Raw genomic sequence first — 24402 nt, 5'->3', positions numbered from 1 at the left:
ATAACTGCGGCCACTTCTCTCCCGAGGATCAACCTGAAGCGATCGCACGGTTATTGATTGATTTCCTCAGTCGGCACCGATAGGCGACTACCGCTGGAGGCCTGATAACCCTCGACCAGGCCTCACCGACGGCGCGAGCGGCGTTTGGGATCTACTCTTGACTCAAAGTGGCGCGACCACGCTCACGGCCCCCGGGGGCCACACCACGTTGCCCATCGTCTTGGGTAGCACGGTGAGATGAACGGCACGCAGGTCACGCAGGATGCCAAGCTCGAGCGCAGAAATCGAAGACTCCCTACGCCGGTTCCAGGCCGAGTAGCTCGGCACGGCATCGTTACTACTTCTGGCGCCGGCTCGCCCGCAGTCGGTGGGAGCCCCCAACAGGTCTCCCGCTCTTTTTCACCACAGAGGGGGATGTGCCATGAGCTATTCCTACTCAAGACTCGACAAGAACGATGCCGCCCTGCTGATGATCGATCATCAAGCAGGCTTGCTATCCCTCGCCCGTGACTTCACGCCGGACGAGTTCAATAACAACGTGTTGGCTCTGGCCGACATCGCCGAGTTCTTCGATCTGCCGACGATCCTCACCACCAGCTTTGAGGACAGCCCCAACGGCCCGCTGGTGCCGGAGTTGAAGGAAAAATTCCCCGACGCGCCCTATATCGCCCGCCCCGGCCAGATCAACGCCTGGGACAACGAGGACTTCGTCCAGGCGATCAAGGACACCGGCAAAAAGCAGCTGCTCATCGCCGGCGTGGTCACCGATGTCTGAGTCGCCTTTCCGGCGCTGGCCGCGCGTGAAGCGGGCTACGAGGTCTTCATGGTCACCGATGCCTCGGGCACCTTCAAAACCGCCGTGCGCGATGCTGCATGGGATCGCATGTCCCAGGCCGGCGTACAGTTGATGAACTGGTTCTCGGTCGCTGGCGAGTCACATCGCGACTGGCGTAACGACATCGAGGGCTTTGGCGGCATTCTGGCCAAACATCTGCCCCACTACTCGAACCTGATCCAGAGCCGTGACGCGGTGCTGAAAAACTAGACCACTACCGTGCCCACACTGCCGCCACCGATGCGCTCGGTGGCGGCAGCCTACGTCTCGCCAAGGAGGCCGCGCATGAGCAATACAGAGCATCGTCCCCATCTCTACGATTCCCGTGAATGACCCGCCGTGGACGGGCACCGGCTGATTCAGCCTCTCCACGCCCGCACGGCAGATGTCGGCGGCATCCCGGTCAACCGCGTGATGCCCCAAAGAGGCCGTCGGCTCATCGGCGCCTGGTGCTTTCTCGACCATGCCGGCCCGGCTACCTTCACTGTCGGCGCAGGCGGCATGCGTGTTGGTTCACACCCGCACATCGGCCTACAGACCTTTACCTGGATGCTGGCCGGCGAAATCATGCATCACGACAGCCTGGGCAACGCCCAGCGCATCCGCCCCGGCGAACTCAACCTGATGACCGCGGGCCGTGGCATCGCCCATACCGAGGAATCCATCCTCGAATCCGGCCAACTGCACGCCGCTCAGTTGTGGATCACCCTACCCCACGCCACGCGCCACACATCGCCACGCTTCGATCACTACCCCGACTTGCCGCGCTGGAGCGAACAGGGCACGGACGTGACGTTGCTGAGGGGCGATTTTCAAGGCCGCGAGGCGCCCACGCATGCTTTCTCGCCGCTGGTCGGGCTCGACATCGTCAGCCCCGATGCCACCCAGCTGACGCTCCCCGCCCGTACCGATTTCGAGTATGGCGTCCTCTTGCTGGAAGGCAGCCTCACCATCGAGCGTGACCGTTTCGACACCAACGAGATGGCCTATCTCGGCAGCGGACTCGACGAGATCACGCTCGCAATGGAAGCCGGCACACGCGCCCTGATGCTCGGCGGCGAACCGCTGAACGAGGACATACTCATCTGGTGGAACTTCGTCGGTCACAGCAAGGCCGAGATCGCCGAGGCTCAGAAGGAATGGGAAGAATGGGAAGCCGGCAGCGACCGCTTCGGCGACGTGCCCGAATTCGATGGGGAACGGATCATGCCGCCACCGATTCCGTGGAAGGTGACAGCCAATTGAGTCGCGAGCGCTCTACCCCAAATCGCCGAAGTGATACTGGAGCAGCGTGAGGGCAACGACGGGGGCGGTTTCGGTGCGCAGGATGCGCGGGCCGAGGGTCAGGGCGGCGAAGTCGGCGGCGCGGGCGGTGTCGATTTCGTTGGGCGATAGACCGCCTTCGGGGCCGACGAGCAGCGCGACGCGGGCGACGTCGCTGGCATGTCGCCATGTAGTGTCGGTGGAAGGGTGCAGGACGAGGCGCAGCGTTTCGTCACGCCTTGCCAGCCAGGCGTCGAGCGTTTGCGGAGGATGCACGGTGGGTACGCGGCTACGCCCGCATTGCTCGCAGGCGCTGACCGCGACGGCTTGCCAGTGAGCGAGTTTCTTGGCTTCGCGCTCGCCCTTGAGGCGCACGTCGCCGTGCTCGGTGTAGAGCGGAGTGATGGCCGCCACGCCGAGTTCGGTGGCCTTCTGGATCGCGTAGTCCATGCGATCGCCCTTGGAGATCGCCTGGCCCAGGTGCACCGCCAGCGGCGATTCGGCACCTCCCTCGGTCACGGCAGTGATCCGCACGCGCACCTCGCGGCGCCCCACGGCGACGATCTCGGCATCGGCTTCATGGCCCTCGCCATCGAACAGGCGCAGCGCCGCGCCCTCGCGCAGGCGTAGCGCGCCCGCCACATGGCGCGAGGCACCTTCGGGCAGGGTGAGCTCCGCTGCGGCGACCAGCGTGGCCGCCACATGAATGCGCGGTCCGGCCATCGCTTAGTGCGCGTTCTCGGCGGCTTCGCTCTCGCGCTTCTTCTTCTGCGCGTACATGCCCTCGAAATTGACCGGCGACAGCATCAGTGGCGGGAAGCTGCCACGATTGACCAGGTTGTCGATGCACTCGCGCGCATAGGGGAACAGCATGTTGGGGCAGAACGCGCCCAAGGTGTGGTCGAGCTGGTCGTCGCTCAAGCCGGCGATGCGGAACAGACCGGCCTGTTCCACTTCGGCGAGGAATGCCGTGGCGCCGTCTTCGTTGTTGGTGACCTGAGCCGTCACCTTGACCACCACCTCGTAGAGGTTTTCACCCACCTGCTTGTGGGTGGTGTTGAGGTCGAGCCCGACCTTGGGCTTGAACGCGTTCTGGAACACGCTCGGCGCGTTGGGCGACTCGAAGGAGATGTCCTTGACGTAGATGCGCTGCATCGAGAACTGCAACTGGTTCTGCGCGTCGTTGCCACCCTGAGCGGCCTGATTGTTGTCTTCCGCCATGTCGTACTTCCTTTGACTGAGCTATGCATGAGACACGGGGCCCGGCGTGCACCGCCCCGTCGGGATAACGATTACTTGCGCACCACCGGCAGCTCGTCGGACTGCCACTGGGTCATTCCGCCCTTCAGCTTGGTGGCCCGCGTGAAGCCCGCCTGGGTCAGTTGGCCCACAGCGGCGCCGGAGCTCTGGCCATGCTTGCACACCACCACGACCGGCTTCTCCTTGAACGCCTCGAGCTCCTTGAGACGATCGTTCAGGCGGCCCTGGGGAATGTTGCGCGCGCCGGCGATGTGCCCCGCCTTGAAATCCTTCACCTCGCGGATGTCGAGGAACAGGCCATCCTCGCGATTGACCAGCGCGGTGGCCTCGGACGGCGAGACGCCGTTGCTCGAGTTCCTGAGCTCGTAGGCGATCCACGCCACCAATACCACCAGAAAAGCGCCTGACAAAAGCAGGTGGTTCTGCACGAATTCGAATAGCTGATCGATCATGAGTGCGGATAACTCTCGTTGTATGTCGGTCGGGCCGCGTATCCAGTCGGGCCGCGCTCGGTCGAGTCGTCGTCGCTCGACGGACGACGCGTGACGCCCCAACGGGCGCCTTAGTATACATGAGCCACGGGCGGGCGTCCGGCCCCAGCGACTCGGCTGACGCTTCCCCGCGACTGCGTTATGATGCCGCAAGGAGACGTGAGTCGCGAACCCCGTGCGCGGTGTCACCGCCACCCGGGGTCATCGGCGTCCCGCCGCCGATGCGACGCCCATCAGATTCCCGCGAGGCATGTTATGGCAGATACCCACACCCAGCGTCCCCGTCCCGTCGCGCTGTTGATCCTCGATGGCTACGGTCAGAACGACGACACCGAGTACAACGCCGTCTACAGCGCCCGGACGCCGGTCATGGACGCGCTGAAGCAACGCTATCCCTCCACCTTGCTGCACACCGACGGCAAGTATGTCGGGCTGCCCGACGGCCAGATGGGCAACTCCGAAGTCGGCCACATGAACCTCGGCGCCGGGCGCATCGTCTATCAGGACTTCACGCGCATCACCAAGGCCATCGAGGACAACGAGCTGGCCAGCAACCCCGTGTTGACCGCACCCATCGATGCCGCCGTGGCCGCCGGCCGTGCCGTGCACCTGCTCGGCCTGCTCTCGCCGGGCGGCGTGCACAGCCATGAGGATCACATTCTCGCCGTGGCCGCGCTGGCCGCCGAGCGTGGCGCCAAGCATGTCTATCTGCACGCCTTCCTCGACGGCCGCGACACCGCACCCAAGAGTGCCCGGGCCTCGCTGGAACGCGCCAACGCACGCCTCGCCGAGCTGTTCGGCGCCGACAACGCCTACGTCGCCTCGATCGTCGGCCGCTACTACGCCATGGACCGCGACAACCGCTGGGACCGTGTCGAGCAGGCCTATCGCGTCATCGTCGAGGGCGAAGGCTCGCAGGTCGCCACCAGTGCCGAGGCCGGGCTGGACGCCGCCTACGAACGCGGCGAGACCGACGAATTCGTCGCCGCCACCAGCATCCGCCCGCACGGCGAGCCGGTGCGCATGGCCGACGGCGACGCCGCATTGTTCCTGAACTTCCGCGCCGACCGCGCCCGCGAGCTCACCCGCGCCTTCGTCGAGGACGACTTCAGCGGCTTCACCCGCCAGGCACGGCCCAAGCTGGCCCATGAGGGCCTGGTGATGCTCACCGAGTATGCCGCCGACATTCCCGCGCCGGTCGCCTTTCCGCCCACCGACCTGGTCAACACCCTGGGCGAGACCGTCGCCAAGCGCGGCCTGAAGCAGCTGCGCATCGCCGAGACCGAGAAGTACGCGCACGTCACCTTCTTCTTCTCCGGAGGCCGCGAGGACGAGTTCGAGGGCGAGCATCGCGAACTCATCCCCTCGCCGCAGGACGTCAAGACCTACGACGAGAAGCCGGAGATGAGCGCGTATGAGCTCACCGACAAGCTGGTCGCGGCCATCGACGCGGGCACGTATGACCTGATCGTGTGCAACTACGCCAATGGCGACATGGTCGGCCACAGCGGCAACTTCGATGCCGCGGTCAAGGCCATCGAGGCCGTGGACGACTGCCTGGGCCGGGTGATCGAGGCCATCGAGCGTGCCGGCGGCGAGTGCCTGGTCACCGCCGACCACGGCAATGCCGAGCAGATGGTGCACCCCGAGACCGGCAACCCGCAGACGGCCCACACCACCTTCCAGGTGCCGCTGATCTACGTCACGCCGCGTCAGGGCGCCACGCTGGCCGACGACGGCAGCCTGTGCGATCTGGCCCCGACCCTGCTGACGATGATGCACGAGCCGGTGCCCGAGGAAATGACCGGCCGAGTGCTGATCGGCAATACCTGAACGGTGTGCGTGCATTGCGGAGTCGGCGCATGAGGACGCCAGTATCCAGCAAGCGAATCGCCATGGCCTGTGCCATGGCGATCTCGTGTGCGTGGCTATTCCCGCCCGTTGCCTGGGCGCAGGATTCTCCCGAGGAGGTCCACCGCCAGCTCGAGGCATTGGGAGAGAACATCGAGCAGACGCAAGCTCGCCTGGAAGGCACGCGCGACGCCCGCGACGAGGCCCAGCGCGAGCTACGCGAGGTGGAGACTCGACTGGCCGAGACGCACCAGCGCCTGACCGGGCTCCAACGCGAACAGGACCAGCTCGACCAGGAAGTCGCCGAGCTCAAGAAACGCCGCCAGACCCTGGAAATAGAGCGCCGCCGCCAGCGCGAGGCGCTCGCCAAGCAGCTCAATGCGCTGTACCGGCTCGGCCCCACGCCGCAGCTCAAGCTGTTGCTCAATCAGAGCGACCCCGCACGCCTGGATCGCCTGCAGCAGTATCTCAACCATCTCAACCAGGCGCGTCAGCAACGCCTCGATGCGCTGGCCAAGCTCGAGGACCAGCTCGACGAGACGCAACGCGCCCTGCAGTCCCATCAGGCGCGTCTGGACGACCTCGGCGACGAGCTCACCGCACGACGCGAGACCCTGAGCGAGCAGCGCGGCAAGCGCGAGACCATCCTCGCCCAGTTCAAGGAGCGCTACACCACCCAGCGCGCCAAGCTGGCCGCGCTCACCGACGACCGTGAAAACGCCGAACAATTGCTCGATCGCATGCGCGAGCGCCTCGAGCGTCTCGACCAGGCACCGCCTTCCACGCAAATCGAGCAGACCCAGGGGGACCTTCCCTGGCCCGTGCAGGGCGACATGCTCACCGGTTACGGCAACGGCGACGGTGTCGACCGCAACGGTATCCTCATCGGTGCCGCGTCGGGCACCCCCGTCTCCGCCGTGCATGCCGGGCGCGTGGTCTTCGCCGACTGGATGCGCGGTTTCGGCAACCTCGTGATCATCGACCACGGCGACAACATCATGACCCTGTACGCGCACCTGCAACGCTTCGCCGTCGGGGTCGGCGAACAGGTGGAGCGTGGCGCCACCATCGCCGCCGTCGGCGACAGCGGCGGCCGCGACACCCCGGCACTGTACTTCGAGGTACGCGAGAACGGCGACCCCATCGACCCCGGCGACTGGATCGCGCGGCGCTGAGACGCACGATGCGTCACACCGGCAGGCTGGATTGCGCCGACCCATAAAGGCTATGCTGGGGCTCGGCGCGCGTGGGTTCGCCTTCGCCCCGCCACGGCCCGTCCCCGGGGCCGACCGACACGAGCCCGTTCCGCCGCGTTGTGGAGACCGCATGACTGCAAGCCAATCCCGTTCCCCGCGCCTCGTCGTGCGCCATTGCCTGCACCTGGGCATGGCCCTGGCGATCGGTGCGCTGACCCTGCCGCTGCCCGCGCATGCCCAACAGCCGGCCGGCGACGACGCCCTGCCCGTGGAAGACGTGCAAACCTTCGCCGAGGTCTTCGAGCGCATCAAGCGGGCCTATGTCGACGAGGTCGACGACACCACGCTGATGCGCAACGCCATGCGCGGCATGCTCGGCGAGCTCGACCCGCATTCCGCCTATCTCGATGCGGAGTCCTTCGAGGCACTCCGCGAAACCACCGAGGGCGAGTTCAGCGGCGTGGGCATCGAGGTCGGCATGCAGGAAGGCCAGTTGACGATCATCGCCCCCATCGACGACAGCCCCGCCGCACGTGCCGGACTCCAGGCACAGGACGTCATCCTGCGCATCGACGACACGCCCACCGAGAGCCTGTCGCTGCAGGAGGCCGTGGAAATGATGCGCGGCGACGAAGGCGAGGAGATTCGCCTGACCATCCTGCGCGAGGGCGAGGAAGCCCCGCGCGAGGTCACGCTGACCCGCGAGACGATCCGCACCGACAGCGTCAAGCATGAGATGCTGTCGCCGGGCTACGGCTACCTGCGCATCAGCCAGTTCCAGAGCCGCACCGGCGAACAGGCCCGCGATGCCATCGCCGCACTGCGCGAGGAAGGCGACGGCAATCTCAAGGGCCTGGTGCTGGACCTGCGCAACAATCCCGGCGGCGTGCTCGACAGTGCCGTCGATGTCGCCGACCTGTTCCTCGACAGCGGGCTGATCGTCTATACCGAAGGCCGCCTGGCAGACAGCGACATGCGCTTCTCGGCCTCTCCCCAGACCAGCGCCCCGGACGTACCCATGGTCGTGCTGATCAACGGCGGCAGTGCCTCGGCGGCGGAGATCGTCGCCGGTGCCCTGCAGGACCAGCAACGCGCCGTGCTGATGGGCACCGAAAGCTTCGGCAAGGGCTCCGTGCAGCAGGTGCTGCCGCTCAACAACGGCGACGGCCTGAAGCTGACCACCGCGCTCTACTACACGCCGGACGGCCGCTCGATCCAGGCTCAGGGCATCGCCCCGGACGTCGAAGTCGTGCGCGGTCGCCTCGAGGTCGCCGAAGCCACCGGCCTGAGCATCCGCGAGTCGGATCTCGAGAATCACCTGCGCAACATCAACGGCGAGCGGGAACGCACCGAGCGCGAAAGCTCCCTCGCCGAAAGCGACTACCAGCTCGGCGAAGCCCTCAACCTGCTCAAGGCCCTCAACGTCCTGCCCCGTGCCCAGAGCGGCAACTGACGCTCCACTCGCACCTGAAACGCAAACGCCCCCGTGCCGTGATTTTGCAATAAACGGCGCGGGGGCGTTGTGGTTGGGGCCTTGCTGAAAATCAAGGAGGTACCGGCCTAACACAGGGCATTCTGGTCATGACGACCAGACGAGGTAGACTCGAGACAGGAACCGCGACGACATCGACCGCAATCAATAGCTGGCCTTTGAAATCGACGAGATTACCTTCGCGCTGGGCTGAGCGCCCCTCGCTACCTCAGGAATCCTCCCATGACGCAGTTCTGGCGAGACCCGACGCTGCCTTTTGTCGAGAGCCGGCGGGCCACCGATAGCCGCGCCTGCTACCGGCCCCACAGCCACCCCACCCTGTCGATCGGTGTGGTCGACCGAGGCCAGAGCCAGTTCCAGTGCCAACGCCGCCGCGAGTGGCTGACACCGGGCTGCCTGGTCAGCGTGCCGGCGGGCGTGGTACATGACTGCAACCCGCTGCCGGATCAGCCTTGGAGCTACCAGATGCTGTATCTGGAACCGGCCTGGGTGAGCGAGGTGCTGGATGAGGCCTCAGCCGAGACCGACGCTGCCCCGACCCTGCCCTCGACGGTATTCATCGCCCGCGACGTCGCGCCTTACCAGGCCTTCTGTCGGCTCAATGCGCTGCTTTTTTCCTCGGCTCCGAGGGCCGACAAGGAGGCCGGACTGATCGAGTTCCTCGGCAGTCGCCTGTGGTGTCACGGGGACGCCATGGCCGTTCATTGGCCGAACTCATCCGACCTGGATGACCTCCAACGGCATCTACTCGAGTGCCTCGAGCGTCCGCCGTCACTCGAGGTGCTGGCTCGGGACCATGGCCTGAGCCGTTACCAGGTGATTCGACTGTTCCGCCGCGAGACCGGGCTAACGCCCCATGCCTGGCTGCTCGACCGGCGCATCCAGCAGGCGCGCCGCCGCTTGTGTCAGGGAGTGGAGCTGGCGGAACTCGCGCAGGAACTCGGCTTCGCCGACCAAGGCCACTTTCAGCGCGCCTTCAAGGCTCGGGTGGCGGCCACGCCGGGTCGCTATCGCAGTACCTGAGGTAACGCACTTTCTTTCAATACTATCGCCACGCGTCGACGCAGACTGGCCCTCCACGCACTCGAAGGGGCTTACGCGTCATGCTGCAACAGTTCCTGCTGGTCGCCGGAGCGCACTTCCTCGCCCTGCTCAGCCCTGGTCCGGACTTTTTCCTGATACTGCGCTACGCGATCGCCTTGGGCCGCGGGCCGGCGGCGCTGGTCAGCCTCGGCATCGGCCTGGCCAACGGCCTGTTCATTCTGCTCGCCATGGGTGGGCTCATGGCCCTGGACGCCGAAGCCGTCCTATTCATCGCCGTCCAGTGGGCCGGCGGTGTCTTTCTGCTTTACATGGGCATCCAGTTCATTCGCCAGGCGGGACAGACTCGTCTCGAGGCAGGCTCGCACCGCGAGGCAGAAGCCCCTGCGAGCACCGCGCCGGGCGCCTTGCTCGCCGGGCTGGCCTCGGGGTTGCTGAACCCCAAGAATGCGCTGTTCTATGCCAGCCTGTTCGCAGTGCTTCACGCGCGCAGCACGCCTGCTGGCGTCCAGAGTCTCTACGCGTTGTGGATGATCGCTGTGGTACTCGGCTGGGATCTGCTGGTTGGTCACTTGGCCGGCCATCCGGTGCTGATCCGTCGTTTCGGCCATGGCCTGCGACACATCGAGCGGCTGGCTGGCGCCCTGCTCATCCTGCTGGGGCTCGGCATCATCGCAGCCCGGCTCGACCCAGGGCTGCTCGCGGCCTTCTGAAGACCCGACGGCTCAGGCATCGAACATGGTGGTTGGGATCTTTCTTGCACATGTAAAATGACCGTTTTACACTACCTGCATGGACATACGTACACGCTTGCTCGAGACCGCCGAGCAACTCTTCGAGCGACACGGCTTCGCCGCCACCGGCATGGACCGCCTGACGAGCGCTGCGGGCATCTCGAGCCGCACGCTCTACAAGCACGTCGGCAACAAGAACGGCCTGATCGCCGCCGTTCTGAACGAGCGCGACCGCCGCTTCCATCGGCTGGTGGAGGCCAACAGCATCGACGCCTTGTTCGCCGCGCTGGAAGCCTGGTTCGGCCAGGCTGGGGCCCGGGGCTGCCTGTTTCTGCGCGCCTGGGGGGAAACCGGCGGCGGAGTGCCCGAGATCGCCGAGGCGATGGAGCGGCACAAGCAGCGCCTGCGGGAGCGGATCAATGCCATCGTCCTCGCGGAGATCGGCCGGCACGACGACGACCTCGTCGAGGCGATTCAATTGCTGTTCGAAGGCGCGACCCACGCGGCGACGTATCGCGGCGAGGCCGCCGCCGATGCCGCGCGCCGCGCAGCGCACCGCCTGGCCGGTCTCGCGCGGATCGCGTAACAACGGCACTCGAATCGAACGCTAGCGGCTCGCCAACCGCCGCCAGCGACACCGCCGAGCGCTGACCGGACGAGCGTCACCGGGTACACACGACCGGCGCCTGCGCCGGGGGTTCGTTACGCCCATAGTGAAAACGATCGTTTTACATTCAGCAACATGATGCCGGCCACGGGCCGTGGGGAGTACACCGCATGACGCGCACCGAATTCCGCCTGATCGTCGCCGGCACCATGCTGATCGGCACCACCTACGGCCTGGCACGCTTCGCCTACGGGCTGTTCCTGCCCAGCATGCGCGACGAAGTCGGCTTGAGCGCGACCCTGGCCGGCATCATCGGCAGCGGCGCCTATGTCGGCTACTGCCTCGCCATCGTGCTCAGCGCGCTGTTGGTGGAACGCTACGGACCACGCCGGATCGCCGTCGCCGCCGCCCTGATCGCGGCGGTGGGCATGGCGGGCGTCGCCGTCAGCACGCAGGCGATATGGCTGGCCGGCGCCGTACTGCTCGCCGGAACGAGCACCGGCCTGGCCTCGCCGCCCATGGCGCAGGCGGTATCCCGCGCGATCACCGCGCCCCGGCAAGGGCGGGCCAACACCGTCATCAATGCCGGTACCAGCCTGGGCGTCGCCGTCTCCGGGCCGGTCGCGTTCATCGCCACCGGCCAGTGGCGGCTCGCCTACGCCGCCTTTGCCGTCACCGCGTTGCTCAACGCCCTGCTGCTGTTGATCAGCGTGCCACGCACCAGCGCCAACGATACCGCCAAGGCGGCCGACGGCCAGGACGACGACCTCCCCGGCGGGCTCTGGCGGCCTCGTGCAGTGACGCTGATCGCCGCAGCCACCGGCATGGGCGTGGCCAGCGCCGCCTTCTGGACCTTCTCGAGCGAAGTGGTCATCACGCTGGGGCACTTCGAGCAGGCCACGGCCAACATCGCCTGGATCCTGATCGGCGTCGCGGGGCTGGTAGGTGGCGCGGCAGGCGACCTGATCGCACGGCTCGGCCTCAACACCGTGCATCGTGGCAGTCTCGCGGCGATGGCCGGTGCACTCGGGCTGCTGGTCCTCAGCCCCTCGAACCTGGCGGCGGTGCTCGTCTCGGGCGCGCTGTTCGGCGCGGCCTACATCATGCTGACCGGCGTCTATCTCGTCTGGGGCATCCGGCTGTATGCGGACCGCCCCGCCATCGGCCTCGGGCTTCCCTTTCTGATGATCGCCGCGGGGCAGATCGTCGGCTCGCCCCTCGCGGGCTACCTGATCGGCAGCCGAGGGTACCTCGTCTGCTTCATCGCCTTCGCGCTGATCGCAGTGGCCACGGCTCTCATCGGCGCCAGGACCACCGAGCGCGCGGCGCTCCAACCGGCTTCCACTTCCCCCTGACATCGACGTTCCCGGCAGATGCAACGGCACTCACGGGACCTGTCAGGTTCTTGAAGGCAACGCGAGAAGGAGGAGGTATGCATAACGAGGCGCAGTATCGAAAAAGCGAGCAGGACGAGCGCTCACCCGGCGATCGGGCCGAGCATGAACAGGCGCTGAAGGTGATGTACATGCCGGCGATGCCGCCTACCGGGTTCTTCGTCTGGAGCAGGAAGACACTCCAGCGACTTCTGGCAAAGGTACGCTCCTGATGCACTCGGCGGCACACAGCACGCGACGGCATCCCCTAGGGGCATGGCCCACAGGGGATGCCGGTTTTTTACAGCGGACCATGCGTCGATTTTCCACTTCTCCCTGACGACAGGAGCTCTCCATGGCAGGTGCAACGGCACTCGTGGTTCTCGCCTCATTTTGCTGGGGTTTATCGGGCGGCATCGGCGGCATGCTCATGGCGGACGACTGGGACGCGTTCGTCGTCTCGTTCTACCGGGGCGCCATCGGCCTGGTGTTCGTGCTCGGCTGGCTGGCGATCCGCCCCCGCCACAGCGGGTTGAGCAACCCCCGTCTCTGGGGCTGGTCGGCAGTGGCCGGCCTGGGGGTCGCGGGCAACTTCGCGTTCTACTTCCTCAGCATCTCGCAGGGCAGCGTCGCGGTGGCGGCGACCCTGATGTACTCGGCGCCGATTTTCGTCTATCTGCTCTCGTTCGTGCTCAAGCTCGAAAAACCCACGCCGCTGAAGTGGACCGCCATCGCGGTGGTGATGCTCGGCATCGTGCTGCTGACGCGCATCTATGACGTCGGCGCGGGCGGGATCACTCTGCTCGGTGTAGGCGCCGGGCTGCTGGCCGGGGTCTCATACGCGGTGTTCATCTTCGGGTTCAAGTACGCGGCACCGCACGGCAGCCCACAGGCCATTCTGGTGATCGCCTTCGCGGTGCTCGCCGTGCTCCTGGCCGGCCTCGGCGACACCAGCCAAACCCTGGACGTACTGCACACGCCGGATTGGCCGCTGTTCATCACGCTGGGGATACTCGGCGCCGGGCTATCGTTCATCTTCTACGTCAATGGCCTGCACCACACCGCCCCGGCCGTGGCCTCCATCGTCGCCATGGTGGAACCCGTCACCGCCTCGCTCTTCGGTGTCGTGGTCCTCGGCGAAAGCCTGGTGAGCATTCAGATCGTCGGGATGGTGCTGATCCTCGCCACGGTGACCGCGCTGAGCGTCTACTCCAGTCCCAAGGAATGAGTCGGGGGTGGGGAATTCATGTAGCCAATGGAACACCCCGCCGCCATCCTGATGTTATCTGGTGCTGGCGGCCAGACGCGCCCCCAGGGCAACGAACATGGCACCAAGGCCGCGATCCATCCACATCCCCACTCGCGGGCTTGCCTTCAAGAAAGCGCCCAGTTTCGCCCCCATCATCACCAAAAGAGGCTCTATAAAAGCTGCGACCACGATAATCAAGCTGCCATGCAAGAACAGCTGGGCACCCACCGGCCCGGCACCTGCCACGACGAACTGCGGCAAGAAGGCGAGAAAGAAGACGGCCACTTTAGGGTTCAGCGCGGACACCAGCACACCCTGCCAATAGACCGACTGCGCCTTTGCGTCCCGGCCACCGCCATTGGAAATAAAAGAATCCCCCTTGGACAACAGCATCTTGACGCCGAGCCATATCAAATAGGCAGCCCCGACCCACTTGATCACCGAAAACGCCACCGCCGAGGTGGCCAGAATGGCCGACAGGCCCGCCGCCGCCATAGCCACATGCAATGCCGTACCCGACCAACCCCCGAGCATCGCAGCGAACCCATGTCGACGCCCGCTGCGTAGCGTCTGGCCTAGCATGAACGCGATATCCGGCCCTGGAGAAAGGTTCAGAAGCACCGCCGCTGACAAGAACGCCAGCCAATGCACCAACGAATAATCGAACATATCGCAATCATCCCATTATGGGTCGAATCAGTGAGTTGTAGATGCCAACCGCAAAATTCGCGCGCTCACGCGCGGCGCCAACACCGATTATTTCCAATATCTCAAGCTTGAACCACACCACTCCAGCCACACCTTACGCGCGTAGCGAACTACCAGGTCTTCAATTAGCCGCGACGAATTTCGGGCTCACATGCGACCTCAAAATTCACCGAATTCGCAATGAAGCATAGCGAATGCGCTTTCTCATGAAGAGACGTCGCTAGGTCGCTATCGTCGTTTTCGCCGATGCTGACGATGGGCTTGAGTGTCACTTTATCGAAATGACCGCGGCCACTTTTGGTCTCAATCATTCGCCCTTCGGCGTTATCCTCGTAACTCGATACCGTGATGCCGGCATCAGCGCACAGATGTAGATACCAGAGCATGTGGCATGCGGAGAGCGAGCTCAGTAACAGCTCCTCCGGATTATAGCGGGACAAGTCGCCAAGAAATGCCGGATCCGCCGACCCGGCTATCGTTGGTTTATCGCCACAGGTTATTTCATGATCGCGCGAGAAGGCGCGATAGTGCTTTGTACCTTCGCCTGAATTACCGGTCCAGACGACGGTAGCGGAATAGTTGTGCTCGCCTCTTTGTGGCATCGGTGGCTCCCTAGACACATGAATCGCCTAACGTCAGATAGAACGCACGGCCATGGGATGGAAATGACAATGCTCCATCATTCGGAGGCTGCCGAGCAGGTTCCGCATATATTGCTTAGCATTGCTAGCCCTTAACTCCAAAAATTTCGGTGGACATCAAAAAGTACTTCTCTCGTTCGGAGAAGCCAAGTGAGCGATACAGCTGCTGTGCCCGCTTGTTGGTACGCGCCACTTCCAAATGTAGCGCCTTTATATCATGACGCGCCACCTCTGCTTTCATCAGAGCCAAGGCCTCACGTCCGTAACCACTTCCACGGTATTCCGATGATATAAAGATCTCATCGATAAAGGCGTCTCGACCTCCGAATTCAATCGAGAAGCCGAAAGAAATTGCCACATACCCAATCAGTTCCGCATCAAGGCGTATCAAAAATATCCGGCCAAAGGCGCTGTTACCAAGTAGAGAAATCACAGCATCCCTGCGCACTTCATCGGAAAGCTGAATGCCTTCGTATTTGTGATATGCGCGAACGAAGAAAAGCAGCTCATCAAGGTGTTGACGCTGCGCTGGTTGCAAGCAGATAGCCATTATTTTCTCAAGATTCCGCAATTATGAGACAGCGCTCGCTTCATGCTAGAGCGAGCACTTGAGCCAAATAAAATCATCTATCTTTCCATTTCTACGCCAACACATTATCATAGAAAACAAGGGTTGTTTAGTGCATTATGCAAAATACACGTCTTTTTGTGGAAATCAATATATTTTATTTTCAAAATTTTAGCCATCCACCACCAATCAACTCTCGTAAAGGGAGGCTTTTGTAATTTATAAAACCAATGTACATAGATGTCATAAAAAGCGTCATGACGGCTCTAACGGTGCATAAATTTTGGGCTATTTTATTTCGAAGGCCACGACCGAGACAATGGCCAGCTCAGGCATTGAGCCATTTCCGTGTGGATAATTTCCACTGTCAGCCATTCGTAGAGTGAACGGCCTTTTCGGCCTCTACTATTTCATACTGACTAAACACTTGAACGCCATTTTTCCGCAGCAAGGCTGCCGTGACTCCCATGCCGGGATTTTTTACACCAGAGAAGCTCCCGTCGTAAACGGCTGAACTCCCGCAGGAAGGACTAAATTCCGCAAGCACTGCAACTTTAATGTTAAATTTACGGCATAGACCTAAGGCAATAGAGGCGCCTTCAATAAAGTTATCGGTTACAATATTTCCACCCTTCTCAATAACATCGACACCACCTTCTAAAACGTCCTCTCCACTGCTGGCGAGAATCTCCGCAGGTTTCCTCGGAATGCTCATTCCGGCTTCAACCTCGGGGCAAACTGAAACAACCCGGCCTTCAGACATCCATCTCGCTACAACCTGATCATTGACTGAAAGGCTTCCACCATCGTACCGAACTCTTTTCCCTAAGAGGCAGGCACTCATTAAAACTTTTCTCAATTCATTAGGCTCCTGTGTTGTGGTAACTCCTGGCCCACGTGCCGCTTTGTAGCTACGGAGAGGCTGATAGGAAGGCAGGTCTCGGGTCCGGGCACGCTACCGCCCCTACCCTGCAAGCCGTGATGTCCTTGCCATCCCATGCGGTAGTCCCATGTCGTTCTTTTATATGGCCATCTAAGTGGCCTTAGTGAATCAGAGTATTCAAGTGTGGTGATGGATGCAAAGCGGCGGTTGGGCGTATGTCGAGGCTCTGGCGTCAATGCATGGAGGGGATAATGCCCTCTCCGCCGGGGCGCGCCGTGCGTGGCGGTGACGGAGAGGGTGGGGAGGGGCGGTTTACGAGGTGGCGATGCCGGCCCCGGCGGCGCGTGCGGCGTGCAGCTTGCGGTAGCTTTCGATCAGGCGCTGGTGGCGGTCGATGCCTTCCAGTCCCATGCTGGTGGGCGTCAGCCCGGGGAAGCGTATCTCGTCATTCACCGCGCCGATCACCTGGCGCATGGTCTCTTCGCCGAACATACGCGTGAGGTTGCGGTGGTAGTCGTTGAAGTCGAGGTCATCGTCCAGGGCGATCTCCAGCACCGCCTGCATGGCCTGATGGAACAGGCCGCGCTGCACGGTGTTGTCGTTGAACTGCAGGAACATCTGAACGTGCTCCAGCGCGGCTTCGTACTCGCCCAGGGCGAGCTCGATCAGCAGCTTGAGCTCGAGGATGGTCAGCTCGCTCCACACGGTGTTGTCGTCGAACTCGATGCCGATCAGCGTGCCGACCTTGATGTGATCGTCGAGCTGGCTTTCTTCCAGGCGCTCGAGCAGGTCGGCGAGGCGCTCATCCTCAAGTGTGTGCAGATGGAGAATGTCCGCCCGGAAGTCCAGCGCCATGTTGGTGTTGTCCCACACCAGGTCCTCGACCGGGTATACCTCGGAATACCCCGGCACCAGGATGCGGCACACCGGCGCGCCCAGGTCCTCGTGTTCCATCACGTAGGCTTCCAGGCCCTGATCGGCGAGCAGTCCGTAGAGGCGCTCGGCTTCTTCCGCAGTGGTGCCGGCGAAGTCCCATTCGTGGAAGTCGAGATCCGTGCGGTCGCTGAAGAAGCGCCAGGAGATCACCCCGGAGGAGTCGATGAAGTGCTCGACGAAGTTGTTGGGCTCGGAGACCGCCAGCGAGCTGAAGGTCGGCTGCGGCAGGTCGTTCAGGCCCTCGAAGCTGCGCCCCTGGAGCAGCTCGGTGAGGCTGCGCTCCAGCGCGACCTGGAAGCTCGGGTGCGCACCGAAGGAGGCGAACACCCCACCGGTGCGCGGGTTCATCAGGGTCACGCACATCACCGGGTAGCGGCCGCCGAGCGAGGCGTCCTTGACCAGCACCGGGAAGCCCTGGGCCTCCAGTGCGGCGATGCCTTCCTGAATGCCGGGGTACTTGGCCAGCACCTCTTCCGGCACGTCCGGCAGGACGATCTCTTGCTCGATGATTTCCTTCTTCACCGCGCGCTCGAAGATCTCGGAAAGGCACTGCACCTCGGCCTCGGCGAGCGTGTTGCCGGCGCTCATGCCGTTGCTGAGGTAGAGGTTCTCGATCAGGTTGGAAGGGAAGTACACCGTCTCGCCATCGGAGCGGCGCTTGAACGGCAGCGCGACGATGCCGCGATCCTTTCGCCCGGAGTTGGTGTCGATCAGGTGCGAGCCGCGCAGTTCGCCGTCCGGATCGAAGATCGCCCGACAATGTGCGTCGAGCAGCCCGGCGGGCAGCGCGTCATCATCTTCCAGCGGGAACCAGCGCTCGCTGGGATAGTGAACGAAGGCACTATCGGCGATCGCCTCGCCGAAGAACTGGTCGTTGTAGAAGAAGTTGCAGGAGAGGCGCTCGATGAACTCGCCCAGCGCCGAGCACAGCGCCGCTTCCTTGGTCGCGCCCTTGCCGTTGGTGAAACACATCGGCGAGGCCGCGTCGCGCAGATGCAGCGACCAGACGTTGGGCACGATATTGCGCCACGAGGCGATCTCGATCTTCATGCCCAGATCCTCGAGGATCCGGGTCATGTTGGCGATGGTGCGCTCCAGCGGCAGGTCCTTGCCCTCGATCCAGGTTTCGCCGCCTGCGTCGCCGTCCTTGGCGTTCGTGCCCATCAACAGCGCCTGGGCGTCCTCGTCGATGTTCTCGACCGTCTCGATCTGGAACTCAGGCGCGTTCTGGATCACGCGCTTGACGCTGCAGCGCTCCGCCGCGCGCAGGATACCGGTGCGGTCCTTTTCGGAAAGGTCCTCCGGCAGCTCCACCTGGATCTTGAAGATCTGGTTGTAGCGATTCTCGGGGTCGACGATGTTGTTCTGCGACAGCCGGATGTTCTCGGTAGGGATGTCCCGCGCGTTGCAGTACAAGCGCACGAAATAAGCCGCACACAACGCCGAGGAGGCCAGGAAGTAGTCGAACGGACTCGGCGCCGAGCCGTCGCCCTTGTAGCGAATGGGCTGGTCGGTCTCGACGGTGAAGTCGTCGAACTTGGCCGCCAGCCGCAGGTTTTCGAGAAAGTTGACCTTGATTTCCATGTACACGAACCGGGTTGGTGTCGGGTGCGCCCAGGGGGCGAATTGCCCGCCATTATCCGGGTTTCAAGCGGGTGTGTCTTGGGTGGGGAAGCGATGATCGGGTGCAACGTCGAAGGACACGTGGGCTCGATGCCAGACGACCGCCGGCGGCGGTCGTCTGGCATGTCATTCGCCTCGAACGGTCATCGAGGCATTCAGTCGGGAATCAGAACGTCTCCCACTCTTCTTCCTCGGTAGTGTGCCGCGCAGTGTGACGGGTGCTCGCCAGACGTGGTGCGGGCGCGGATGTAGACGCCTGCTGTTGTGCGCCGCCGGTGGCGGCCCAGGACTGCTGCGCCGAATGCCGTGCGTCCTGCGCAGAGGCCGTGCCGAGCTCGAAGGCCGACATCAGCTCCATCAGTTTGTGGGCACGCGCCTTGAGGTTGTTGGAGGCGCTGGCGCTCTGCTCGACCAGGGCCGCGTTCTGCTGCGTGACCTGATCCATCTGCGCGACGGCTTCGCCGGCCTGCTGCACCCCATCGCTCTGCTCGGCGGTCGCGTTGCTGATTTCTTCCATCAGCTCGGTCACGCGCTTGACGGAAGCCACCACGTCCTCGGTGGTCTTGCCGGCGCGCGTGGCCAGTTCCGTACCCTGCTCGACACGCTTGCGGTTGGCGGTGATCAGGGTGTTGATCTCCTTGGCCGACGCCGCGGAACGGCTGGCCAGCTCGCGCACTTCCTGGGCGACCACGGCGAAACCTCGGCCATGCTCACCGGCGCGCGCCGCCTCGACGGAGGCGTTGAGCGCCAGGATGTTGGTCTGGAAGGCAATGCCGTCGATCATGGTGATGATATCGGCCACTTCATTGGAGCTGGCATCGATGTCGCGCATGGTCTGCACCACCTGGGTGACAACCTCGCCACCTTCTTCGGCGATACTCGAGGCATTGGCGGCCTGCTTGCGCGCCTCGGCGGCATTGTCGGCGTTGTGCTGGACGGTGCTGCCCAGCTCTTCCATGGCGGAGGCGGTCTCGGCCAGCGAGCTGGCCTGCTGCTCGGTACGGGAGGCCAAGTCATTGTTCCCCTCGGCGATCTGCTCGCTGTTGGTGGCCACCGATTCGGCCGAACCGCGTACTTCCCAGACCGTCTTCTTCAGTCGCTCCGCCATCGCCACCTGGGCGGCCATGATGCTGTTGCGATACTGCGGTTTCAGCGACACCTGACGGGTCAGATCGCCATTGCCCACCGCCTCGGCGAAGGCCTTGACCTCGTAGGGCTCCGCACCGAACTCGCGCAGCAGCAACCGGGTCAGCAACGTGGCCACCAGTCCCCCGATCACCAGGGCCCCCAGGCACAGCAAGATCATGGTGATCTGGAAATTCTCGGCGATATTGCGCGCAAAGCCGGTTTCGGCGGCATTGAGCTCTTCTTGCAGGGTGATGAAGGTGTTGATGTCGTCGAGCCAGGTGCTGAAGGCCGGCGCCGCTTCGTCGAGCAGCAACTGCTCGGCCCCCGCAATGTCGCCTGCCTGACGCCGCTCGAGCACTTCCTCGATCAGCGGCATGGTCGTGGCCTGAATCTCCTGGATAGCGGCCAGGGCGTTACGCTCTTCGGCAGTGACATTGCTCTCCGAGAAGATCTCCCGCATGCCGGTCGCAGCCTCGCGGTAGTCGCCTTCGAGGCGCCGAATGTCCGCCAGGATCGGCGCCAGGTCGGCCTCGTCGTCGACCAGGACCGCATCGCGCACGGCGATGGCGCGATCGTGCACGCTGCCTCGGAAATCGACCGCATACTGCTGCTTGACGCTGTTGACGTCATTGATGACCTTCATGCTGTGGTCGATCAGGTTGACCTCGCGCACACCCTCGGCGGTCAGGATGATCATCAGCAAGAGCACGCTGGCAAAGCCGGCCGTCATCCGGGCCCGAATCGTCGTTCCCCGTAGCCATGAAAAAAGGTTTTTCACTATGTTATTCCTTTCCCTGCGATTCGAAGGAGGCATATGCATCGAGAACGCCTAGCGACCAGAAACTCTCGTCATATACAAATATTGTACAGAAGGTAAAGCATTGTACAAAGAAATGCCAGCGATTCCTGACGAACCGCCTTCCTGAATCACTGCGGGCAGTCACGAGAACGCTGGACGGGGGCGCCCGCGGCTCTGGGTCAACGGCACCAGGCCACGAGGCTATCGACGCGGGATCGTCGAGGGCATCGCCTTTTTACGAACGGTCGGAAGGATTCGACGCCGAGACCGCCGAACCGGCACGAGGCCCAAACTGATGGCGGGCAGCATTCCAGGGAGAACGACCCGCCATTATCCGGGTTTCAAGCGGGGGATGTCTTGGGTGGCTACGCGTCGTCTTCCAGTCCCAGCCGCTGATGCCATTCGGCGATGCTCTCCTGCGGGTAGACGGCGAAGCACTGGTCGTTTTCCCGAGCGTCGACCTCGACCCAGCTGGCTTTGCTGTCGAGCATCAGATGAACGCGCTCGGGCGGTATGGGCAGAGGCGTGTCGATGGCGGAGGCGAACGGATGCACCAGACTCGGCCATTGAGGATCGAAGACCCACAACGCGCTGGCGCAATGCCGGCAGAAGTGGCGCTCGCCGGTGCTGGTATTGCCATCGATGACGGCGTGATAGACATTGATGTGCTCACGCCCCTGCACGTCGAGCGTCTCGGCGCGACCGCTCAAGTTGATGGCATAGCCGCCGCCTCCGGCGGTCTTGCGGCAGATGGAGCAATAGCAGCGCTGATAGGGATAGGGGTGCGGGGAATCGACGCCGAAACGCACCGCACCGCAATGGCAGGAACCGTCGAGTCGCATGGGGCATCTCCCGTGGCAAATGTACCTGTCAGTCTAGATGCGCATGCCCGACGGTACAGAACGGACCGGCAGAACGAGGTCACGGACGATCGACCGGCATGCTCATGGCCAACACTTGAGTCGATATCGACTCAAAAGCGCTGGACCGGGGATCTCACGCTGTCCCAAACCGCCCATACCTTTCTGTATTAAAAGAAAATTCTACCAACCGGCACAGTACTCGCTTGGTATGGCGCACAATGCCAACCACGAGGAATGGTCCATGCCCGGCGCCACCCCCCGCGTTTCCATCGACAGCGATCGACTCTGGAACTCCCTGATGCGCATGGCCGAGATCGGCCCGTCTCCCAATGGAGGCAGTCGCCGCCTAGCCATGACGCAGGAAGATGCCGCAGGGCGACGGCTGCTGCTCGATTGGGTCGAGGCTTTGGGCTGCACCTGGCAGCGCGACAAGGCAGGCAACCTGTTCATTCATCGCCCCGGCCGTGAAAACCGCCTCCCGGCCGTCTCCCTGGGCAGCCATCTGGATACCCAACCCCTGGGCGGGCGCTTCGACGGCGTGCTGGGAGTGCTGGCCGGCCTCGAGGTATTCCGTACTCTCGCCGACAACGACATCACGACGCGTCGCCCGCTGTCGCTGATCGTCTGGACCAACGAGGAGGGCAGCCGATTCGCTCCCGCCATGGGCGGCAGCGGTGTCTGGACCGGGCGCCTCGATGAAGACACGTTCTTCACCGCCACCGACAGCCAAGGCGTAAGCCTGCGTGAGGCCATTCAGGCCTGCGACGAAGCCGGTGACCTCCCCCTCGGCGAGCAAGACCTCGACGCCTATTTCGAACTGCATATCGAGCAGGGGCCGGTCCTGGAGGAGCAAGGCGATCCGCTAGGCATCGTGACCGGGGTCCAGGGCATTCGTTGGTACGACCTGAGCCTGCGCGGTCAGTCGGCCCACGCCGGCCCCACGCCCATGAGCTATCGCCATGATCCGCTGATGGCCGCCACTGCACTGATTCAAGCGCTCAAGGAAGAAGTATTGGCGGATCCGGAAGGCGCCGCCCGCCTGACCGTGGGCGACTTCCAGGTCGTAGAACCCTCGCGCAACGTGATCCCGGGCGAGATACACCTGCAACTCGATCTGCGCCATACCGATGACGAACGCCTCGCCGCACTGGACGCCACGGTGGAGCGCCTGGCCCGGACCGCTGCCGAGGCCGAGGGCGTGACGCTTTCCCTCGAGCGCCGCTGGCACTCGCCGGTCACGCCTTTTGACGACACGCTGATCGCATCACTGGTCGAGGCTGCCGAGGCCCTCGGGCTGGAGGCCCCGACCATGATGAGCGGTGCCGGTCACGACGCCGTTCATCTTTCCCACGTCACGCCCACGGTGATGATCTTCGTCCCCAGCCGGGACGGCATCAGCCACAACGAAGCCGAGTATACCGAGCCCGAGCATTGTGCTCTGGGCACTCAACTCCTGTGCGATGCCGTACTGGCCAGGGCCGAACGCGAATGAGTCGAAAACGACTCGACCGAGTCCATTTCGACTCGCCCGCGTACCGCCGCTTCGACACCGCACCAACAAGGACAAAGCACATGAAAGACCGGATTCGCGACGCCATCGACCAGCAACGGGAAGCCTACACGGCTTTGCTGCAAGAATGGGTACAGGACCCCACGCTGTCGGGGCAGGAGTCTCGTTACCAGCACCGAATCGCCGACCTCTACCGCGAATTGGGGCTCGACACCGACTTGTGGGAAATCGACATCGCCTCCCTCAAGCATAATCCGTTGTTCCACTGTCAGCGTGAAAGCCTCGCCGGCAGCCCCAACGTGGTCGGCACCTGGAAGGGAACCGGTGGTGGTCGCTCGCTGATCCTCAACGGACACGTGGACGTGGTACCGGAGGGGGATCATGCCCAATGGCATCAGCCCCCTTACTCGGGCGAGATCATCGACGGCTGCCTCTACGGGCGTGGCGTCACCGACATGAAGGGCGGCAACCTGTCCGCTTATGTGGCAGTGGCCACGCTCAAGACACTGGGCGTACGCCTCAAGGGCGACGTCATCCTGCAGAGCGTGATCGAGGAGGAAGCTGGGGGTGCGGGCACGCTGGCGGCGCTGGAACGCGGCTATACCGCCGATGCCGCGCTGCTCCCGGAGCCCAGTGAACAGAAGATATTCCCGCGCCAGCAAGGCTCGCGCTGGTTCCGGCTCAAGGTGATGGGAGTGAAGGCGCACGGCGGTACCCGTTACGAGGGCGTCAGTGCCCTGGAGAAAAGCGTCGCCGTCATCGCCGCCATCCAGGCGCTGGAGGCGCAACGCAACGCAGACCTCAACGATCCGCTATACGAGGGCGTTCCGATTCCGCTGCCGATCAATCTGGGCCGCATCGAAGGCGGAGACTGGCCCTCCAGCGTGCCGGACGAGATCACCCTGGAGGGCCGCATCGGCGTTGGCCCCGGCGAGACGGTGGAAACGGCCGAGCAGGCCCTGGTATCGGCCATGGCGGCCCTCGCCGAGCAAGACGACTGGTTCGCCGACCATCCGGTCGAGGTGGAGTTCTATGGCGCCTGCTGGCAGCCCGGCGGCATCGATCTCGACAGTCCCCTGGTGACGCAACTGTGCAACGCTTTCGAGCGCGTTCATGGGCGCATGCCCGAACGTCAGGCCTCGCCCTGGGGCACCGACGGCGGCCTGCTGAGTCAGTACGGCGTGCCGGCGCTGGTGTTCGGTCCCGGCATCACGCGGCTGGCACACTTCCCCAACGAGCATATTCGCCTCGACGACATCTTCGACGTGGCCGAGATCATGGCCCTGACCCTGATCGACTGGTGTGAACTGGCCGACTGACCACGACCGTCCACTCGCTCCTCACCAACGTA

Annotated in this window: 22 protein-coding genes and 1 pseudogene; 13 read left to right on the top strand and 10 right to left on the bottom strand. The window is 63.6% G+C overall.

The features are described from left to right. Positions 1-421: 421 nt before the first annotated feature. Both ycaC and CSAL_RS00255 read left to right on the top strand, forming a co-directional pair. Positions 422-1045, top strand: a pseudogene (gene ycaC, locus CSAL_RS00260) (isochorismate family cysteine hydrolase YcaC). A gap of 129 nt (positions 1046-1174) precedes the next feature. Next, positions 1175-2080, top strand: coding sequence for a pirin family protein (locus tag CSAL_RS00255; RefSeq protein ID WP_011505361.1), 906 nt, complete (start codon positions 1175-1177; stop codon positions 2078-2080). 12 nt (positions 2081-2092) lie between these two features. Here CSAL_RS00255 and CSAL_RS00250 read toward each other — a convergent pair whose 3' ends face one another. The 3 genes from CSAL_RS00250 to CSAL_RS00240 form a co-directional block, all read right to left on the bottom strand. Then, positions 2093-2821, bottom strand: a complete 729-nt coding sequence (locus CSAL_RS00250) for a 16S rRNA (uracil(1498)-N(3))-methyltransferase (protein ID WP_011505360.1) — start codon at positions 2819-2821, stop codon at positions 2093-2095. Positions 2822-2824: 3 nt separating this feature from the next. Further along, positions 2825-3319 carry a protein-export chaperone SecB gene (gene secB / locus CSAL_RS00245; RefSeq protein WP_011505359.1) on the bottom strand — a complete coding sequence of 165 codons (495 nt, stop codon included), beginning with the start codon at positions 3317-3319 and terminating at the stop codon, positions 2825-2827. 71 nt (positions 3320-3390) lie between these two features. After that, a complete protein-coding gene (locus CSAL_RS00240; protein ID WP_011505358.1) occupies positions 3391-3810 on the bottom strand; it encodes a rhodanese-like domain-containing protein in 420 nt (139 codons plus the stop codon). Between the two features lie 294 nt (positions 3811-4104). Between CSAL_RS00240 and gpmI the strand changes: the two genes are divergently transcribed. The 9 genes from gpmI to CSAL_RS00200 all read left to right on the top strand — a co-directional run bounded on the left by gpmI (position 4105) and on the right by CSAL_RS00200 (position 13371). Beyond that, positions 4105-5682, top strand: a complete 1578-nt coding sequence (gene gpmI, locus CSAL_RS00235; protein WP_011505357.1) for a 2,3-bisphosphoglycerate-independent phosphoglycerate mutase — start codon at positions 4105-4107, stop codon at positions 5680-5682. A gap of 29 nt (positions 5683-5711) precedes the next feature. Beyond that, positions 5712-6875 carry a murein hydrolase activator EnvC family protein gene (locus CSAL_RS00230; protein ID WP_011505356.1) on the top strand — a complete coding sequence of 388 codons (1164 nt, stop codon included), beginning with the start codon at positions 5712-5714 and terminating at the stop codon, positions 6873-6875. Positions 6876-7026: 151 nt separating this feature from the next. Continuing rightward, positions 7027-8349, top strand: a complete 1323-nt coding sequence (locus CSAL_RS00225) for a S41 family peptidase (protein ID WP_011505355.1) — start codon at positions 7027-7029, stop codon at positions 8347-8349. Positions 8350-8610: 261 nt separating this feature from the next. Continuing rightward, positions 8611-9411 carry an AraC family transcriptional regulator gene (locus tag CSAL_RS00220; RefSeq protein ID WP_011505354.1) on the top strand — a complete coding sequence of 267 codons (801 nt, stop codon included), beginning with the start codon at positions 8611-8613 and terminating at the stop codon, positions 9409-9411. Between the two features lie 80 nt (positions 9412-9491). Continuing rightward, on the top strand, positions 9492-10142 hold the full coding sequence (locus CSAL_RS00215) for a LysE family translocator (protein ID WP_011505353.1): 651 nt from the start codon (positions 9492-9494) through the stop codon (positions 10140-10142). 97 nt (positions 10143-10239) lie between these two features. After that, on the top strand, positions 10240-10749 hold the full coding sequence (locus tag CSAL_RS00210) for a TetR/AcrR family transcriptional regulator (RefSeq protein WP_244846429.1): 510 nt from the start codon (positions 10240-10242) through the stop codon (positions 10747-10749). 191 nt (positions 10750-10940) lie between these two features. Beyond that, a complete protein-coding gene (locus tag CSAL_RS00205; protein WP_011505351.1) occupies positions 10941-12125 on the top strand; it encodes an MFS transporter in 1185 nt (394 codons plus the stop codon). Between the two features lie 77 nt (positions 12126-12202). Further along, positions 12203-12376: a hypothetical protein gene (locus CSAL_RS17535; protein WP_164915582.1), complete on the top strand. Its 174-nt coding sequence runs from the start codon at positions 12203-12205 to the stop codon at positions 12374-12376. 122 nt (positions 12377-12498) lie between these two features. Further along, entirely contained in the window at positions 12499-13371 is an 873-nt protein-coding gene (locus tag CSAL_RS00200) for a DMT family transporter (protein WP_011505350.1), read from the top strand. 54 nt (positions 13372-13425) lie between these two features. Here CSAL_RS00200 and CSAL_RS00195 read toward each other — a convergent pair whose 3' ends face one another. From CSAL_RS00195 to CSAL_RS00170, 7 genes are all read right to left on the bottom strand, one after another. Further along, a complete protein-coding gene (locus CSAL_RS00195; protein WP_011505349.1) occupies positions 13426-14061 on the bottom strand; it encodes a LysE family translocator in 636 nt (211 codons plus the stop codon). A gap of 164 nt (positions 14062-14225) precedes the next feature. Continuing rightward, positions 14226-14702: an OsmC family protein gene (locus CSAL_RS00190; protein WP_011505348.1), complete on the bottom strand. Its 477-nt coding sequence runs from the start codon at positions 14700-14702 to the stop codon at positions 14226-14228. A gap of 124 nt (positions 14703-14826) precedes the next feature. After that, on the bottom strand, positions 14827-15291 hold the full coding sequence (locus CSAL_RS00185; RefSeq protein WP_011505347.1) for a GNAT family N-acetyltransferase: 465 nt from the start codon (positions 15289-15291) through the stop codon (positions 14827-14829). Positions 15292-15676: 385 nt separating this feature from the next. Next, positions 15677-16153 (bottom strand): 2-thiouracil desulfurase family protein, encoded by a 477-nt coding sequence (locus tag CSAL_RS17075; RefSeq protein WP_011505346.1) that lies wholly within the window; start codon positions 16151-16153, stop codon positions 15677-15679. Positions 16154-16504: 351 nt separating this feature from the next. Next, positions 16505-18712, bottom strand: coding sequence for an OsmC domain/YcaO domain-containing protein (locus CSAL_RS00180; protein ID WP_011505345.1), 2208 nt, complete (start codon positions 18710-18712; stop codon positions 16505-16507). A 205-nt stretch (positions 18713-18917) separates the two neighbouring features. Beyond that, positions 18918-20693 (bottom strand): methyl-accepting chemotaxis protein, encoded by a 1776-nt coding sequence (locus tag CSAL_RS00175; RefSeq protein ID WP_148266844.1) that lies wholly within the window; start codon positions 20691-20693, stop codon positions 18918-18920. Between the two features lie 350 nt (positions 20694-21043). Beyond that, a complete protein-coding gene (locus CSAL_RS00170; protein WP_011505343.1) occupies positions 21044-21520 on the bottom strand; it encodes a GFA family protein in 477 nt (158 codons plus the stop codon). A 262-nt stretch (positions 21521-21782) separates the two neighbouring features. Here CSAL_RS00170 and CSAL_RS00165 point away from each other — a divergent pair, with 262 nt between their 5' ends. Further along, a complete protein-coding gene (locus CSAL_RS00165; protein WP_011505342.1) occupies positions 21783-23033 on the top strand; it encodes a M20 family metallo-hydrolase in 1251 nt (416 codons plus the stop codon). 80 nt (positions 23034-23113) lie between these two features. Then, complete coding sequence (locus CSAL_RS00160; RefSeq protein ID WP_043557806.1) at positions 23114-24370, top strand: peptidase; 1257 nt, start codon at positions 23114-23116, stop codon at positions 24368-24370. The last annotated feature ends 32 nt before the right edge of the window (positions 24371-24402 follow it).

It is taken from the genome of Chromohalobacter israelensis DSM 3043, assembly GCF_000055785.1.
Classification (GTDB): Bacteria; Pseudomonadota; Gammaproteobacteria; order Pseudomonadales; family Halomonadaceae; genus Chromohalobacter; species Chromohalobacter israelensis.
The sequence above is the reverse complement of the archived record's forward strand: the minus strand, read 5'-3'. Positions and strand labels throughout refer to the sequence as shown.